Below are 14414 nucleotides of genomic sequence, written 5' to 3'. Positions count from 1 at the left end.
CCCCCGAAGCGTCTGCTGCGCGGCTGCTCCAAACAAATACCGTTTTTGCCTATGGGCAAAAGCGTTTCAACGGGGATAGCCTTTTGATGTACATTCACTTGCATGAGGGCTTACCCGATGGCTGACCAACACGACCGCCTTCTGATGCTTGAAGGGCAGATGGCTGGTATGGCAAAGGCTTGGCTGTACCTGGCAGCGCAGATTGAGATCCAGCGGCAGCTTGAGCCTGAGAAGATGCAATCTGCTCTTCTGAATGCTCGCTGGCCTGATCAACCCTTTGAGCATCACGCTCAGCAGCTGATGAGGTATCTGGCTGACCAGCTGGCCGAGGCACGTGAGTCTCGGCGAGCGCAAGAGCTGTACCAAAGGACCGGTCGCGATGAGTAAAGCCATAAGCATTGCGGGCTTCATCGTCTTGGGCATCCGGCCCGGCGGTCAGCAGCTCGCCCACGGCTAGTATCTGTAGCTGGTTTACCAGTTGGCGCTCGCCGGTAGTAATGCGCTGAATGGCGCCGTTGTGCTGGTAGCGGGTAATGGCGTCATGCAGGGCATTGAGAGTACCGGCCTGCGAGACAGGCGAGCTGGCGATAACAACGTCCAGCAGGCGGCTGTAGGCGTCGATCGGTTCGGCCGGGCCAAATGCGGGTTGCAGCTTGAGGGTCATGGCGGTGGCCTCAGGCAGCGACAGATGTGTCGGAGGACTTGAGGCCCAAAGCGACGGCAATGTCATGCGCTTGGCCGTAGTGAGCTTTATCAAAGCCGTTTAGCACGCGGTAAACCGCATTGCGCTTGAAACCGTGCTCTTCGGCCCATTTGGTGACAGTGATGCCGCGCTGCTTGAAGCGCTGTTTGACCTGTTCCGGGGTCAGTACCTTCTGGTTTGCCATGGCAGTGGCTCCGTTGGTTGCTGAATGATGTTTGGCGTTTGTTGTGGTTATGTTGGTAGATAATTATCTACCTGTCAAGCTGCTAAGGTTGATATTTATGGACATTGGCGAGCGACTTCGCTCTGAACGCGAGCGCCTGGGTTACAGCCAGACCAGCTTTGCCGAGCTGGCCAGCGCGTCTAAGCACGCCCAGATCAACTGGGAGAAAGGCGTGGCGGCGCCGAACGCGCTAGCGCTGAATGCGTGGGCAAAGGAAGGCGTGGATGTGTTGTTTGTCGTTACTGGTGAGCGCCGATCAGACTCGGCGGCCCAATCGCTAAGTGCTGAGGAACAGCTACTGCTCGATTCCTACCGGGGGATGCCAGTAACGAAGCGAAAGGCATTGCTCGCGGATCTGCTGACAGGTGGGAAAGCAAAGAAGCCCGCAAGGGCAAGCGGTGGCGTGGTGGTTCAAGGCAACAACAACCGCGCGGCGGGCAGGGATTTGCATGGTAAGGAGTAGTACGTGAGCAACGCAGTAGATGTGCAGGGGGAAAGAAACAGGGTTGCGGGGCGTGATTTGATTGAGGTGAACCTCGCGCCCGAGTCGAAAGATGACCTACTGGTTAAAGCCCAGCGAGACGCCCTGCGCGGGCTAGTTTCATTGATCGCGGACGAGTGCAACCAATCGGCTCGGCACCTGTGGGTTACGGTGGTGCATGTGGCCGTGGGCGTTAGGACCGTTAGGGAAATTCGCAGCAGCCAGTACCAGGACGCTGTTGATGCACTGGAGCGGTTCCGTGAGAACTTTTACGAGCAACAGCGTCGCGAGAACCTGAGGGCGCGATTAAATGAGCTTTCGCGTGGCAAGCAGGCGTCTGATGAGCTGAGCCGATTCTGCCTGTCTGTCCTCGGTGATGTCCATCTGCACGGGATGCCGAGCGAGAAGCTGCGAGAAGCTGTCGCGCATATGGAGCAGTACCAGCAGCGCCAACGTGAGCTGTTGAGCGAAGCCAAGGCTGCTGGCGAGCAGGCTGAGCGTATGCCGTATGGAGCGCTGCTGCGCCAGTACCCAATTCATTGCTTTGTCATCGGGGCTGTCGGTTTTCTATTTGGGTTGATGTTCTAGGCTGGTCTTGTAAGGTAACTGGATTAACGAGAGGGAATTTGCGATGCGCATTATATTGATTCTTGTGGCGCTGATCGTGATTGGCGCGATATTCGGTGGTAGCGGTGGCAGCGACCGATCAACATCAGCGGTCACCCAAGGTGGCTACTTCAAAAGCCCAGCCAATGATCGGATTTTTACCTTCACCTACCAGTCATCTGCGACGCCATCAGCCCTGCGCGCTAGAGCTGACTCTGCTGCCTACACTCAGGGCCAGATGACGGCGGTTTACTTCTACCCGCCGGGCGCCACTATGCCGCGAGATGGAGTAACTACTGCAAAGAACCTTTTTGACGCAAACCGAGTGCTGTACGAATTGGCAGGCATGTCCAAGTGGGACTACGCCTACATGCGGGACCGCAAGGGTGATGTGCGGTTTGTTGATTGCAAGGCTTCGCCGGGCAGCGATCTTTGCAGACAGTGACTCAATGTGCTCTAGGGAGGAGTGATGGAGAACGATAGGGAGCTACAAAAAAAAACGCTAACTTATTTGAAAGGAATCTACCCAGGTAGATGTGACGTCAAGCAGCTTGCTGTTGAGATGCACGCTGTTGGGGCTCACCTTCTCCGCAATCTGACCTACCTAAGAGAGCATGATCTAGTAACTGGGTCATTTTCTGTTAGTAGAGATCCACGGCAGCTCAGTTTGGTAGGGATAACCGCCAAGGGGATCGACTTCATAGAGGCAGATGGCGGCCTGTCTGCCATTCTGGGTGTTGTTACTGTTCGCCTTCATGCAGATACAGTCCGTGACCTTATACTGGCTCAAATTGAAGCCGCTGATGCGGAGAGCAGCGTCAAAGAGCAACTCAAGGCCACAGTGACTAACCTCCCCGCAAAGGGGCTTGAGGCGATGGTGACGCGGCTTGCCCAGGAGGGGCTAACGCGGCTGCCGAATGCTATGCATTGGCTGCAGGCCTTTGTGTCTAGCGCTACCTAGTGCTGCACTTGTTTTGCCCCTGTTCAAAAGACTCTAACAACTCGACCTGACACCATCGACCTGTCCCTGGCAATAACGCCATTGTGCAGGTTGAGGAGTGTTACCCATGTATGGTTCCCCCGCGTGTAACGCCGGATCGCGCTTTCCCCGGCTAACCCTCTGGATTCTGGTTTCTGTGTTCCTCCTGGTTGCTCTGGCGCTGGCCGCGCCTGAGCAAATGCCGGTAATCGCTTACAAGGTCGCCCTGGTGACCCTTGGTGTGGTGCTGGCCTACTGGCTTGACCGCGCGCTGTTCCCCTATGCCCGCCCGCATGAGTGCCTGCCGGATCGCAGCTGCCCCGGCGGTGGCAGTACCGAGGCGCAAGAGGCTTACCGCTACACCATCGCCTTTGCTGCCGCCTGCATGCGCCGGGCGCTGATTGTGCTGGCCTGTGTACTCGGCCTGACACTGGGGCTGTGACCATGCAGGCCCGAGACCGTATCGACCGCCGAGGCAACTGCCGCCTGTTCAGCCTGACCGTGCTGCTGATCTGGGTGGTCATCTTTGCCCTGGCTAACTGCCAACCCGTTGCCGCTCAGGAGGTGCCCCGTGCTGCAGAGCAATACCGGCGTGACCTGGTCAGGGTGGCGCAGCATGGCTTTGGCCTTGATGCGCCGGTCGCCACCTTGGCTGCGCAGATTCAGCAGGAAAGTGGGTGGCGTCCCGGCGTCACGTCCCATGCCGGTGCGCAGGGGCTGGCGCAATTTATGCCGGCCACCGCTGAGTGGATGGCTGCGATTTACCCGCGCCGCGTGGGGCCGGCCCAGCCGTTCAATCCCGGATGGGCACTCAGAGCCATGGTGGCTTACAACCAGTGGCACCTCGAACGCATCCAGGCCGCGAGCCCCTGCGAGAAGTGGGCAATGGCGCTGGCCGCTTACAACGGCGGCCTCGGGTGGATCAACCGCGACCGCCGGTTGGCGTCGGCTTCCGGGGCCGATCCGCTGACCTGGTTCAACTCTGTCGAGCGGTACAACGCAGGCCGCTCGGCTGCCAACTTCCGCGAGAACCGCAACTACCCCCGCAACATCCTCACTCGCTGGGAGCCACTGTATGTGACTGCTGGCTGGGGGGCTGGTGTGTGCGCTGAGAGGTATCCGCTATGACCCGGGCTGTGCTGATCGGCACAGTTGCTGGCGGGCTGGCCATCGCGGGCTTGCTTCACCTAGTTGAGGAGCGTGGCTATGACCGAGGCGTCAGAGAGGCGACAGCCAACGCCGAGGCACAGCAGCAATCCACTGAGCGCGCATACGCCGATCAGCGCGCGCAAGCAGCGAAAGAGCACCTGCAGGCGTACCAACAGCAGGTCGCCCGCACAACCGCTGCAGAAGAAGATCTAGCAGCCGCAAACAAGCGGATTGAGGCACTCAATGAGCAAATTTCCAATCGCATTCCACAAGTCACAACCGTGTACCTGCCCGCGCCTGAAGCTGAGCCGGTTGCTATTCCTCATTGCGTGTTCACTCGCGGCTGGCTGCGCGACTACAACGCCGCCCTCGGAGCCACAGCCAGTTTGCCCGCCACAGGAGCAAGCCCCTCTAACCCCGCAGCTCAAGCAGCGCCCGAGCCTGCCCCCGGCGCTGACGCCGAATTACTGGAGAGCGGTGTTACACCCGCCGACATCCTCGCCCACGCCCGTGATTACGGTGCTTGGGCTCAATCCAACCTTCGACAACTGAACGGTCTGCTGGACCTTTACGGAGAGCCCGATGGGAACTGACGAGCTACGCCTGGCATTCAGCGTGGCGCAGTGGCTGATCATGGGGGGCGTTGGGATCTACGCCTATCTCACGTCACGCGACGCCGCCAACGCATCTGACCTGGGCGACCTGCGCACCCGCGTGGTGACCCTTGAGGAGCAGATGAAACACATGCCAGACCAAACCCTGGTGAACGCCCTGCACGCCGACATGAAGGGGGTACAGGCTCGCTTGGATGGCATCCAGCAGAGCATTGCCCCTTTATCCGCACAGCTGGACCGGATCAACAACTACCTGCTGAACAATAAGTGAGGGCCGAATGAGCAAGTTTGCCGATTTCCTGCGGGAGCACCAGCGCCTGGTGATCTTGCGCGTCTTGTCTGAGATGCCGGCATACCGCAGCAACAGCTCGGTACTGGCCCAGGCGCTTACCAGCTACGGCCTTGAGGCAAGCCGCGACCAGGTGAAGACCGAGATCCACTGGCTGGGTGAGCAAGGGCTGCTGACTGTCGAGGACCTTGACTCGGTGCTTATCGTCAAGCTGACCGAGCGCGGATCTGACGTTGCCGTGGGCCGCGCCAAAGTGCCCGGCATCAAGCCGCCGGGGGCCTGATCATGGGCCGTAAATCAAGCATCGAGAAGCTGGCCCCAGAGGTACGGTCACACATTGAGCGTCGGCTGCGTGAAAACCGTCTGACGCTCGATGAGCTGATCGAGGATCTGCACGAGCAGTTTCCCCAGGAAGATAAGCCCAGCCGCTCAGCTGTTGGTCGCTACAAAGTCAGCTTTGACGAGATGGCCAAGCGGTTGCGCGAGCAGCAGGCCATGGCCAGCCTGCTGGTGGAGGAACTGGGCGAAAACCCTAACGACAAAGCTGGCGCGCTGATGGTGCAGTCCATCCAGACGCTGACCACCCATGCCGCCCTGGGCGCGCAGATCGATGACGAAACCACCATCGATGACGTGCGCAAACTGGCCCGTGCCGCCAAAGACGTGCTGCAGGCCGGCAAGGTCTCCCGTGAAGAACGCAAAGCAATTGAGCGTGAGGCAAGGGAGCGGCTGATCGAGGAGCAGCGCGAGAAGCTGGACGAGCTGGGCCGCACTGGTGAAGTTGACCAGGACGTACTCAACAAAGTCATCAAGGCGGCGTACGGGATATGAGCAAGCTACTGGCTGTTGTCGGCCTGCTTTGGGTCGGCTGGTTCATCGGGTGGGTGCATGCGCACATGACTGTCGCTACTGAGTGCCGACAATTGGGTGCTTTCTTCGTTGGTAAGACAGTGTTCCGTTGCACGTCCATCGAGTCCGAAGAGCAGGAGCAACCCGCCGATGAATAGTCTGCAGCCAGCACTGCCGCTTTACGACTATCAGCGCCGCTGGGTCAACGACGACAGCCGTTTCAAGATCGCCATGTTTGCCCGCCAGTGCGGCAAGACGTTTACCAGCACGCTGGAGTTGGCGCTGGACTGCGCACGCGCCGAGGCGCTTGGCCAGCGCCGCCGCTGGGTGATTCTCAGCCGTGGCGAGCGGCAGGCGCGTGAAGCGATGAACGAAGGTGTGAAGCTGCACCTGCAGGCGCTCAGCGCGGGCTTTCAGGCATACGACTACGACTGGGAGCCGGGCATCAAGGCGCTGGAAGTAGAGCTGCCCGGTGGCAGCAAGATCACCGCGCTGCCAGCTAACCCGGACACCGCGCGGGGCTTCTCGGCCAACGTACTGCTCGATGAGTTCGCCTTTCACCAGGACAGCCGCGCGATCTGGAAAGCCCTGTTTCCAGTGATTTCCAAACCTGGCCTCAAGCTGCGCGTCATCAGCACCCCCAATGGTAAGGGCAACAAGTTCTACGACCTGATGACCGGCAAGGATGACGGCTGGAGCAGGCACACCACCGATATTTACCAGGCCGTGGCTGACGGCCTGCCGCGCAACATCGATGAGCTGCGCATCGGCGCAGGTGACGCCGACCTGTGGGCCCAGGAGTTTGAGTTGCAGTGGCTGGATGAATCCAGCGCCTGGCTCGACTTTGATCTGATCACCAGCTGTGAGCACGAGTTTGCCGGCCTGCCTGAGCATTACCAGGGTGGCCCCTGCTATGTGGGAGTGGATATCGCCGCCCGCAATGACCTGTTTGTGATCTGGGTGCTCGAGCGTGTGGGCGATGTGCTCTGGACCCGCGAGATCATCGAGCGCCGCCGCGCCAGCTTTGCCGAGCAGGACATGCTGCTCGATGACGTGTTTCGCCGCTACAACGTGATCCGCTGCTGCAAAGACCAGACCGGCATGGGCGAGAAGCCGGTTGAGGACGCCAAGCGCCGCTATGGCGAATTGCGCGTGGAGGGCGTGCTATTCACAGCAGCCAACAAGCTGACGCTGGCCACCCAGGGCAAGGAACACTTCCAGGACCGCAAGCTGCGAATCCCCCAAGGCAACAACGCCCTGCGCGCCGACCTGCACAAGCTGCAGCGCGTCACCAGCGCCACCGGGGCGCCGCGCTTTGTGGCGGACTCCGACAGCGCTGGCCACGCCGACCGCACCTGGGCGGGCTTTCTGGCTATCAACGCGGCAGGCGTTGAACCCATGGTCATCGACTATCGCTCATCCGGCACACGCGCCGAGACCCGCCAACTGGAGCGCTACGCCCCCGGCTCAGGTGGCCAGGTCACCAGCCGTGGCTGGGGCACCGTGGGCGGCAATAACCTGTTTGAGGACTACTGATGGACAAGCCAACACTCGGCCAACAGATCGCTACCAGCGGCGACGGCATGGACATCACCCGGCCCTGGGTGGGCGCGCTGTCGCAGCCGGCCGACCCGCTGCTGCGCAAGGTCGGCGCAGACGTCAAGATCTACGAGGAGCTGCTGAGCGACTGGCAGGTAAAGTCCATGTGGCAGCAGCGCCAGCGCGCCGTAGTCAGCCGCGAGTGGCAGGTCGACGCGGGCGGCGATCGCCCGATCGATCAGGCCGCGGCCGACCATCTGCGCGAGCAGCTGAACCGCATCGGCTGGGACCGGGTGACGGAGCGCATGCTGTATGGCGTTTTCTACGGCTACGCGGTGGCCGAAATCATCTATGGCCGCGACGACAACTACATCACCTGGGAAGCGATCAAGGTGCGCAACCGCCGCCGCTTCCGCTACAGCCCCGAAGGCGAGCTGCGCCTGCTGACGCCCAACAACATGATGAACGGCGTGCCGTGCCCGGCCCCGTACTTCTGGCACTACGCAACCGGCGCAGACAACGACGACGAGCCATACGGCATGGGCCTGGCCCACTGGCTTTACTGGCCGGTGCTGTTCAAGCGCAACGGCATCAAGTTCTGGCTGATCTTCCTGGATAAGTACGGCATGCCGACCGCCAAGGGCGAGTTTGATCCCTCGACCGCCACCGACGAGGACAAGCGCAAGCTGCTGGAGGCTGGCGAGGCCATCCGCACTGACTCGACTGTATTGATCCCCAAGGGCATGGCGCTGGAACTGCTGGAGGCAGCCCGCAACGGCACCGCTGATTACAAGACGTTGTACGAGGCCATGGACGCCGCGATAGCCAAGGTCACCGTCGGCCAGACCGCCAGCAGCCAAGGCACGCCCGGCCGCCTGGGCAATGATGACCTGCAGGGCGATGTGCGCCTGGATCTGATCAAGGCCGATGCGGATCTGGTGTGCGAGTCATTCAACGATGGCCCGGTGCGTTGGCTGACGGAGTGGAACTTCCCCGGTGCGGTACCGCCGCGCGTGTACCGCGTGGTGGAAGAGCCAGAGGACTTGAACGGCCGCGCTGATCGGGACGAGAAAGTCAGCCGCATGACGGGCTTCAAACCGACCCGCCAGTACGTCGAAACCACTTACGGCGTCGAGCTGGAAGAGCAGCCCGAGCCTGCACCGCCTACCACCCCGGCCCAGTTTGCCGAGGTTGGTGAGCCGAGCGACCCGGCGTCTGCGATGCTGGAGCGCACCGAGCAACAGTTGCAACCGGCTGTGGATGGCTGGGCGCAGCAGCTGGCCGAGCTGGCCGAGGCCGGCGCATCGCCTGATCGTATGCGTGATGAGCTGCTGCGCCTGGCACCGAACCTGTCGCTGGACGAGTACAGCACCCGCATGACCGAGGCGTTGGCTCTGGCCGGCCTGGCAGGGCGCAACGACATTGAGGACGAGGTGCGCTAATGGCGACCCCGGCCACCTACGGCAGCCTGCCGTTCGACGAGCAGATCCAGTTTCTGCAGCGCAAACTGCCGAGCGTGGACTATGCCCAGGTGCGTCAGGCAGCACACGACCAGGCGTTTGTGGTTGCCGGTGGCCACCGCCTGGACATGGTCAGCGACATTCATGCAGTGCTGAACCGCAACCTGCGCGAGGGCGACACCCTGGAGCGCTTCCGAGCTGACTTCTACGCCGTGCTGGACAATTACGGATGGGACCCAGAGGGCGGCCGTGGCTGGCGCTCGCGGGTGATCTACGAAACCAACCTGCGCACCAGCTATGCAGCCGGCCGTTACCAGCAGCTGCAGGCGGTGAAGGAAGACCGGCCGTTCTGGATGTACGTTCACTCAGACGCCGTGATTACCCCGCGGCCGGAGCATGAAGCCTGGGACGGCTTGGTGCTGTCTGCCGATGACCCGTGGTGGCAAACCCATTACCCGCCCAATGGCTGGGGCTGCCAGTGCGGCGTGCGCGCGTTGAACCAGAGGGATCTGGACCGCCTAGGCAAGAGCGGACCGGATCAGGCACCACCGCTGAACGAGCGCCAGATCATCCACAAGCGCGAGCGCGTCAGCGTGCCAGAGGGCATCGACGCTGGCTGGAACTACGCGCCCGGTAGCAGCGCCTTTGAGCAGCAAGTGCAGCACGTACTGGAGAAAGTGCCGGCGTTGCCGGCGGACCTGGGCGCGGCCACCAGCCGCGAGCTGGTGCTGTACCCTGCTGTGCAGCAGGCGCTGGCCAGTGACTGGCGGCGCATGCTTACCCAGGTGATGGACGACGGCAAGCCGCGTGGCCGCCAGCTGGTGGTGGGGGCGCTGAGCCCCAATGTGGTCACCGGCATGCAAACGGCTGGCGTGGCTGCAGCCACTGCAGCAATCACCATGAACGATGCCAGCGTGCTGCATACCCTGCGCGGCAGCAAGGCAACGGCCGCCACCGCTGCTGGCGCACCCAAGGCACTGAACGTGGACGAGCTGGCGCAGCTGCCGGCCGTGCTGGCATCACCGCAGGCCGTGCTCCTGGACGTCGCTGCTAACACCCTGTTGTATGTGTTCCCGGCTGAGCGCCGAGAGGCCGGCAAGCTGGTTGTAGTGGTGAACTACCGCTTGAAGGGAAACGAGCGGACCAACGCGGTGCGCAGTGGCTCGCTGATCGACTGGCAGAATGTGCGCAAGGATGTGGACAACGGGAAGTTGGTATTGCTGGAGGGGCAACTGTGAACGCTCAGGGTGGACGCCACTTCCACCGTGCAGGACTCCGCAGAGGCCCGAGCCGGAGCTGGCGATTTCCCGGCCGCCAGAACGCTCACAGTCTGGGGGCAGTATAAACCATGGCTGGCGCAAGAGTAGAACTTGAACTGGAAAGCCAGAGCGCGATCGCCGCATTGCGCGAGGCGCTGCAGCTGCTGCAGGAGCCCCAGCGCCTGCAGCGGGACATTGGCGAGCACCTGATCAACAGCACCCGCGACCGTTTCCGTGATGAGCGCGGCCCGGATGGCCAAGCCTGGCAGGCGCTGTCACCGCGTTACCTGGCGAACAAGGAACCCAACCCCGGCAAGATCCTGCAGCGCTCGGGGCACCTAGCGCGCCAGATCTCGTACCAGATTCAGGACGGTGACCTGTTCGTCGGTACCGATCGCATCTACGGTGCCACCCACCAGTTCGGTGCCAAGCAAGGGCAGTTCGGCAAGACCTCCCGCGGCGCGCCGATCCCATGGGGCACAATTGCAGCCCGCCCGTTCCTCGGCGTATCAGACTCAGACGCCGATGAGATCATCGAGCTGTGCCGTGACCATCTGAAACGCCGTTTGAGCTGATGGCCGCAAACGGGCCTCTGTGAGCGTTTTGAGGCCCTTGTGCGCTACCGTTCAACGAGTGAATGCCCTTGCAGCGCAGGAATAGCGTTTATAAACGCGTTTACGGGCATTCGTTCAGGGCTACGCTGACGTATCTGCCGCCAATGGGCTAATTTCAAGTTTTGCCCTGGTACAAATTACATTCCCGCCATCGGGGCGCAGTCTGGCCCCATGAACACATCACATCGCGCCACCTTGCCCATTCTCCCCGCCGGCCAGCACGTCGCTCTGGACGGCCGCGCGGTGGACTTCACCGAGGCCGTCCTGCAGGAGATCGTCGACAGCTACGATCCGAAGCTGCATGAGGCGCCTCTTGTCATTGGTCACCCGAAGCTGAACGGCCCCGCTTATGGCTGGGCAAAAAGCGTCGAGCTGCGCGCCGGCATGCTGTTTGCCGAGCCGCACCAGGTCGTGCCGGAGTTTGCCGAGGCAGCCAACCGCAAGATGTACAAGAAGCGGTCGGCGTCGGTTTACCTGCCGGACTCGCCGGGCAATCCCACACCAGGCAAACACTACCTGCGCCATATCGGTTTTCTGGGCGCTATGCCGCCGGCCATCAAAGGTATTCCCGATACCTCGCTGGAGTTCGCCGAGGAAGACGGCGCGCTAGCCCTGGAGTTTGCCGAGCCGCCGTATGCGTTCACGGCGATGGCCGACATTCTGCGCCGCCTGCGTGACTTCTTTGTGGAGCGCGAAGGTGCCGAGCAAGCCGACCTGATCATCCCGCAGTGGCAGATCAAGTCCATTGAGGAGAGCGCCCGCAACAGCGACGAGCGCGCCGTGGCGTTCTCTGAGTCAGAACAACCCACCAGCGAAGCCCCAACCCCTGAAGGTGATGAAGGCGCCGCAGCATCTGCCGCTGCCGCACCGGAGCCGGGGAACACGGACCCGTCGGCGGCAGATGCCGGCGCGGTCTCAACTCAGGAGCCAGCCATGGCCGACGATGATCGCGAAACACAGCTCGCCGAGCGTGAGCGCAAGGTGGCCGAGGGTGAGGCGCGTATTGCTGCCGCCCAGGCTCAAGAGAAGGAAAGCGAAGCGGCCGAGTTTGCCGAGGGGCTGGTTGCCTCCGGCCAGCTGCTGCCTCGTCAGAAAGCGCGGGTCGTCTCGCTGCTGCTGAACCTGCCCGCCGATACCCCGCTGGAGTTCGCCGAGGGCGAGCAGACCATCAGCGAGCCGGCAGACAAGGTGCTGCGCGCGCTGCTGAGCGATCTGCCCAAGCAGGTGGACTTCTCCGAGAAGTCGGGCGGCGGCGACATCGTCGACGACCAGGACGCCAACGCAATTGCCGCCCGCGCAACAGCGTATCAATCCGAGCAACGCCAGGCTGGCAACAACATCAGCATCAGCCAGGCAGTCAACCACGTAACCAAGGGAGCCTAACCGGCTATGAACATTCCCGGACTCATTACCCCGTTCACCGCGACCGCCGCCATTGGTGCGTACCTGATTGCCGCCCACGGCGCTGCCGATGGCGCGGCCGTGCAGGCCGATGATGGCAGCACCATGCCGCTGGGCGTAACCACCGACATTGCGACTGCCGCTGGCGAGACCGTAGACGTTGTGCGCAGTGGCCCGGCCAGCGTCACCTTTGGTGGCAACGTCACCCGCGGCGCGCCGCTGACCGCCGACGCCAACGGCCGTGCTGTTGCCGTGGCGCTGCCGGCAGCGGCTGACACTTTCATTGTTGGGTACGCCGAGGTCTCGGGCGTGGCAGGCGACATTGCGTCCGTCCTGGTCGCGCCTGGCTTCATCCCGGCGACTGCCCCTTAACCGGCCTCGGCCACATCAGGAGTACCTGACATGAGTAATGCCCCGTTCCCGATTAACCCGGCGCTCACCGCCATTGCCATCGCGTACCGCAACACCCGGCTGATTGCCGACCAGGTGCTGCCGCGCGTGCCGGTAGGCGCGCAGGAGTTCAAGTTCCTCAAACATGACCTAGCTGAAGGCTTCACTGTGCCGGATACCAAGGTTGGTCGTAAGTCGCGTATCAACCAGGTGGACTTCTCGGCCACCGATGAAACCGGCGCAACCCAAGACCACGGTCTGGAAGCCCCGGTACCGCAGCGCGATATCGAAAACGCGCCGCCGAACTACGACCCGCTGGGCAAGGCCACTGAGCAGACCACCAATCTGATCCTGCTGGATCGTGAGGTGCGAACCTCCAATGCCGTTTTCAATGCCGCCAACTATGCAGCGGGCAACAAAACCACGCTCTCCGGCACGAGCCAGTGGAGCCACGAGGAGAGCAACCCGCTGCCCGCGATCACCGATGCGCTGGATAGTGTGGTGATGCGTCCGACCATTGGTGTGCTGGGCCGTGCGGTATCCACCAAGCTGCGCCGTCACCCCAAGGTGGTGAAAGCGTTCAATGGCACCCTGGGCGATGAAGGCATGGTGCCGCTGCAGTGGCTGGCCGACATGCTGGAGCTGGAGGCCATTTTGGTCGGTGAGGCGCGCCTCAACATTGCCCGCCCTGGCCAAGCCGCAAACCTGTCCCGCGTGTGGGGTAACCATGCCTCATTCATCTACCGCGACCAGTTGGCCGACGCCAACAGCGGGACCACCTTCGGTTTCACCGCGCAGTTTGGTGGCCGTATCGCGACATCCTCGTTCGACAAAAACATCGGGCTGCGCGGCGGGCAGATGGTGCGCGTTGGTGAGTCGGTTAAAGAGCTGATCACCGCGCCGGATCTGGGTTTCTTCTTCGAGAACGCCATCGCCTAAGCGGCAGGCCAACCCACCCTTTGACCGGGCGGCGGCTGTCGCCCCAGGGAGACCAACATGGCAGTGAAGAAAGCCACCGCAAAACCGGCTGAGCCCGTCGAGAAGGAGGCCGCAGGCGCTACCCAGCAGGATGCGCCCGTTGCAGAGCAGGCCGAGGCTCAGGCAGCACCAGCGCCAGAAGCGCCTGCTGCAGACGACAAGCCGGCTGCCGATCCGGTACCGCCGGCCCCGGTGCAAGACCAGGCCAACGGCGAGCAGGCCGATATGGTGGTGTTGGTAGTGAACCGTGAGCGCCTGGAGCATGACGGTGTGCCGTATGGCATGGGCGAGCCCATTGAGCTGACCTATGACCAGGCGAAACCGCTGCTGGCCATCGGTGCCGTGCAATTTGGTGAAGCTGAGTAATGGCCTATATCACCCTCGCTCAGTTGGCCGACCGGCCGGGTGCTGTCGAGCTGGCCCAGGTGGCCACCCCTCGGCAGTACCGGGAGGTTGAAGCCGAGCTGCTTGATGCGCTGCTGCGCGGGCAGGATCTGGCCGCCTGGCCAGCTGATGAGGTGGCCATTGCCGAAGCAACCAAGGCCGTGATTGAGGATGCGTTGGCAACCGCCGAGGCATCGATTAACGGCTACCTGGCTCGGCGCGGGTACAGCCTGCCGCTGGCCACCGAGTTTCCGATTGTGACGGGCTGGGCGCGGGCGATTACCCGCTACCACCTGCACAAGGACCGTATCAGCGGTGAGCAGAACGACCCGATCGTGCGCGACTACCGCGACGCGCTGAAGTTTTTGCAGCAGGTCGCCAGCGGCCAGTTCAGCTTGGGTGCGGATGACCCGCTGACGCCGACCACTAGCGGCGCGCCAATTGTTTCGGCACCGCCGCGCACCTTCAGCCGCGACACGCTGAGGGACTTTTGAAC

The 14414-nt window shown here is 62.3% G+C and carries 21 protein-coding genes; 19 read left to right on the top strand and 2 right to left on the bottom strand.

Annotated elements, in window-relative coordinates; genetic code table 11:
* Nucleotides 1-94: 94 nt before the first annotated feature.
* Together B7O88_RS17850 and B7O88_RS16270 are read right to left on the bottom strand one after the other, a co-directional pair.
* The gene (locus B7O88_RS17850; protein ID WP_140418595.1) at nucleotides 95-664 is read right to left on the bottom strand and encodes a hypothetical protein; all 570 of its coding nucleotides are present in this window, start codon (nucleotides 662-664) and stop codon (nucleotides 95-97) included.
* Between the two features lie 10 nt (nucleotides 665-674).
* A complete protein-coding gene (locus B7O88_RS16270) occupies nucleotides 675-887 on the bottom strand; it encodes a DNA-binding protein (protein ID WP_200818478.1) in 213 nt (70 codons plus the stop codon).
* A 97-nt stretch (nucleotides 888-984) separates the two neighbouring features.
* On the opposite strand from B7O88_RS16270, the gene B7O88_RS16265 reads away from it, so the two are divergent.
* The 19 genes from B7O88_RS16265 (at nucleotide 985) to B7O88_RS16170 (ending at nucleotide 14412) form a co-directional block, all read left to right on the top strand.
* Nucleotides 985-1389: a helix-turn-helix domain-containing protein gene (locus tag B7O88_RS16265; RefSeq protein WP_088277646.1), complete on the top strand. Its 405-nt coding sequence runs from the start codon at nucleotides 985-987 to the stop codon at nucleotides 1387-1389.
* Nucleotides 1390-1392: 3 nt separating this feature from the next.
* On the top strand, nucleotides 1393-1995 hold the full coding sequence (locus B7O88_RS16260; protein WP_088277585.1) for a hypothetical protein: 603 nt from the start codon (nucleotides 1393-1395) through the stop codon (nucleotides 1993-1995).
* 43 nt (nucleotides 1996-2038) lie between these two features.
* Nucleotides 2039-2458 carry a hypothetical protein gene (locus tag B7O88_RS16255; RefSeq protein ID WP_088277583.1) on the top strand — a complete coding sequence of 140 codons (420 nt, stop codon included), beginning with the start codon at nucleotides 2039-2041 and terminating at the stop codon, nucleotides 2456-2458.
* Between the two features lie 24 nt (nucleotides 2459-2482).
* On the top strand, nucleotides 2483-2974 hold the full coding sequence (locus tag B7O88_RS16250; protein ID WP_088277581.1) for a hypothetical protein: 492 nt from the start codon (nucleotides 2483-2485) through the stop codon (nucleotides 2972-2974).
* 106 nt (nucleotides 2975-3080) lie between these two features.
* Nucleotides 3081-3434 (top strand): putative holin, encoded by a 354-nt coding sequence (locus B7O88_RS16245; protein WP_088277579.1) that lies wholly within the window; start codon nucleotides 3081-3083, stop codon nucleotides 3432-3434.
* 53 nt (nucleotides 3435-3487) lie between these two features.
* Nucleotides 3488-4120 (top strand): transglycosylase SLT domain-containing protein, encoded by a 633-nt coding sequence (locus B7O88_RS16240; RefSeq protein ID WP_412779081.1) that lies wholly within the window; start codon nucleotides 3488-3490, stop codon nucleotides 4118-4120.
* The gene (locus B7O88_RS16235) at nucleotides 4117-4734 is read left to right on the top strand and encodes a lysis protein (protein WP_088277575.1); all 618 of its coding nucleotides are present in this window, start codon (nucleotides 4117-4119) and stop codon (nucleotides 4732-4734) included. Before B7O88_RS16240 ends, B7O88_RS16235 begins: the two co-directional genes overlap by 4 nt.
* Nucleotides 4724-5026 carry a DUF2730 family protein gene (locus B7O88_RS16230; protein ID WP_088277573.1) on the top strand — a complete coding sequence of 101 codons (303 nt, stop codon included), beginning with the start codon at nucleotides 4724-4726 and terminating at the stop codon, nucleotides 5024-5026. Before B7O88_RS16235 ends, B7O88_RS16230 begins: the two co-directional genes overlap by 11 nt.
* Before the next feature lie 7 nt (nucleotides 5027-5033).
* Nucleotides 5034-5327: a VpaChn25_0724 family phage protein gene (locus B7O88_RS16225; RefSeq protein WP_088277571.1), complete on the top strand. Its 294-nt coding sequence runs from the start codon at nucleotides 5034-5036 to the stop codon at nucleotides 5325-5327.
* 2 nt (nucleotides 5328-5329) lie between these two features.
* The gene (locus tag B7O88_RS16220) at nucleotides 5330-5875 is read left to right on the top strand and encodes a phage protein Gp27 family protein (protein ID WP_088277569.1); all 546 of its coding nucleotides are present in this window, start codon (nucleotides 5330-5332) and stop codon (nucleotides 5873-5875) included.
* A 168-nt stretch (nucleotides 5876-6043) separates the two neighbouring features.
* The gene (locus B7O88_RS16210; protein WP_088277565.1) at nucleotides 6044-7429 is read left to right on the top strand and encodes a terminase large subunit domain-containing protein; all 1386 of its coding nucleotides are present in this window, start codon (nucleotides 6044-6046) and stop codon (nucleotides 7427-7429) included.
* Nucleotides 7429-8874, top strand: coding sequence for a DUF935 domain-containing protein (locus B7O88_RS16205; protein ID WP_088277563.1), 1446 nt, complete (start codon nucleotides 7429-7431; stop codon nucleotides 8872-8874). The genes B7O88_RS16210 and B7O88_RS16205 overlap by 1 nt, the downstream gene beginning before the upstream one ends.
* Nucleotides 8874-10130, top strand: a complete 1257-nt coding sequence (locus tag B7O88_RS16200) for a phage minor head protein (protein WP_088277561.1) — start codon at nucleotides 8874-8876, stop codon at nucleotides 10128-10130. Before B7O88_RS16205 ends, B7O88_RS16200 begins: the two co-directional genes overlap by 1 nt.
* A gap of 110 nt (nucleotides 10131-10240) precedes the next feature.
* On the top strand, nucleotides 10241-10726 hold the full coding sequence (locus B7O88_RS16195; protein WP_088277559.1) for a phage virion morphogenesis protein: 486 nt from the start codon (nucleotides 10241-10243) through the stop codon (nucleotides 10724-10726).
* A gap of 210 nt (nucleotides 10727-10936) precedes the next feature.
* Nucleotides 10937-12148: a peptidase gene (locus B7O88_RS16190; RefSeq protein WP_235005822.1), complete on the top strand. Its 1212-nt coding sequence runs from the start codon at nucleotides 10937-10939 to the stop codon at nucleotides 12146-12148.
* A gap of 6 nt (nucleotides 12149-12154) precedes the next feature.
* Nucleotides 12155-12538, top strand: a complete 384-nt coding sequence (locus B7O88_RS16185; RefSeq protein WP_088277557.1) for a DUF2190 domain-containing protein — start codon at nucleotides 12155-12157, stop codon at nucleotides 12536-12538.
* A gap of 30 nt (nucleotides 12539-12568) precedes the next feature.
* Nucleotides 12569-13495, top strand: coding sequence for a phage capsid protein (locus B7O88_RS16180; protein WP_088277555.1), 927 nt, complete (start codon nucleotides 12569-12571; stop codon nucleotides 13493-13495).
* 57 nt (nucleotides 13496-13552) lie between these two features.
* Nucleotides 13553-13900 carry a hypothetical protein gene (locus B7O88_RS16175; protein ID WP_088277553.1) on the top strand — a complete coding sequence of 116 codons (348 nt, stop codon included), beginning with the start codon at nucleotides 13553-13555 and terminating at the stop codon, nucleotides 13898-13900.
* Complete coding sequence (locus B7O88_RS16170; protein ID WP_088277551.1) at nucleotides 13900-14412, top strand: gp436 family protein; 513 nt, start codon at nucleotides 13900-13902, stop codon at nucleotides 14410-14412. The genes B7O88_RS16175 and B7O88_RS16170 overlap by 1 nt, the downstream gene beginning before the upstream one ends.
* Nucleotides 14413-14414: the final 2 nt, after the last annotated feature.

Source organism: Halopseudomonas aestusnigri (assembly GCF_002197985.1).
In the GTDB taxonomy this organism is placed as follows: Bacteria; Pseudomonadota; Gammaproteobacteria; order Pseudomonadales; family Pseudomonadaceae; genus Halopseudomonas; species Halopseudomonas aestusnigri.
Note: the sequence above shows the minus strand (reverse complement) of the source record. Positions and strands in the feature narration are given on the sequence as shown.

Coding starts and splice junctions, on each gene's coding strand:
- B7O88_RS17850 (WP_140418595.1), bottom strand. CDS start 664: ATGACCCTCAAGCTGCAACCCGCATTTGGCCCGGCCGAACCGATCGAC.
- B7O88_RS16270 (WP_200818478.1), bottom strand. CDS start 887: ATGGCAAACCAGAAGGTACTGACCCCGGAACAGGTCAAACAGCGCTTC.
- B7O88_RS16265 (WP_088277646.1), top strand. CDS start 985: ATGGACATTGGCGAGCGACTTCGCTCTGAACGCGAGCGCCTGGGTTAC.
- B7O88_RS16255 (WP_088277583.1), top strand. CDS start 2,039: ATGCGCATTATATTGATTCTTGTGGCGCTGATCGTGATTGGCGCGATA.
- B7O88_RS16250 (WP_088277581.1), top strand. CDS start 2,483: ATGGAGAACGATAGGGAGCTACAAAAAAAAACGCTAACTTATTTGAAA.
- B7O88_RS16245 (WP_088277579.1), top strand. CDS start 3,081: ATGTATGGTTCCCCCGCGTGTAACGCCGGATCGCGCTTTCCCCGGCTA.
- B7O88_RS16235 (WP_088277575.1), top strand. CDS start 4,117: ATGACCCGGGCTGTGCTGATCGGCACAGTTGCTGGCGGGCTGGCCATC.
- B7O88_RS16230 (WP_088277573.1), top strand. CDS start 4,724: ATGGGAACTGACGAGCTACGCCTGGCATTCAGCGTGGCGCAGTGGCTG.
- B7O88_RS16225 (WP_088277571.1), top strand. CDS start 5,034: ATGAGCAAGTTTGCCGATTTCCTGCGGGAGCACCAGCGCCTGGTGATC.
- B7O88_RS16220 (WP_088277569.1), top strand. CDS start 5,330: ATGGGCCGTAAATCAAGCATCGAGAAGCTGGCCCCAGAGGTACGGTCA.
- B7O88_RS16210 (WP_088277565.1), top strand. CDS start 6,044: ATGAATAGTCTGCAGCCAGCACTGCCGCTTTACGACTATCAGCGCCGC.
- B7O88_RS16205 (WP_088277563.1), top strand. CDS start 7,429: ATGGACAAGCCAACACTCGGCCAACAGATCGCTACCAGCGGCGACGGC.
- B7O88_RS16200 (WP_088277561.1), top strand. CDS start 8,874: ATGGCGACCCCGGCCACCTACGGCAGCCTGCCGTTCGACGAGCAGATC.
- B7O88_RS16195 (WP_088277559.1), top strand. CDS start 10,241: ATGGCTGGCGCAAGAGTAGAACTTGAACTGGAAAGCCAGAGCGCGATC.
- B7O88_RS16190 (WP_235005822.1), top strand. CDS start 10,937: ATGAACACATCACATCGCGCCACCTTGCCCATTCTCCCCGCCGGCCAG.
- B7O88_RS16185 (WP_088277557.1), top strand. CDS start 12,155: ATGAACATTCCCGGACTCATTACCCCGTTCACCGCGACCGCCGCCATT.
- B7O88_RS16180 (WP_088277555.1), top strand. CDS start 12,569: ATGAGTAATGCCCCGTTCCCGATTAACCCGGCGCTCACCGCCATTGCC.
- B7O88_RS16175 (WP_088277553.1), top strand. CDS start 13,553: ATGGCAGTGAAGAAAGCCACCGCAAAACCGGCTGAGCCCGTCGAGAAG.
- B7O88_RS16170 (WP_088277551.1), top strand. CDS start 13,900: ATGGCCTATATCACCCTCGCTCAGTTGGCCGACCGGCCGGGTGCTGTC.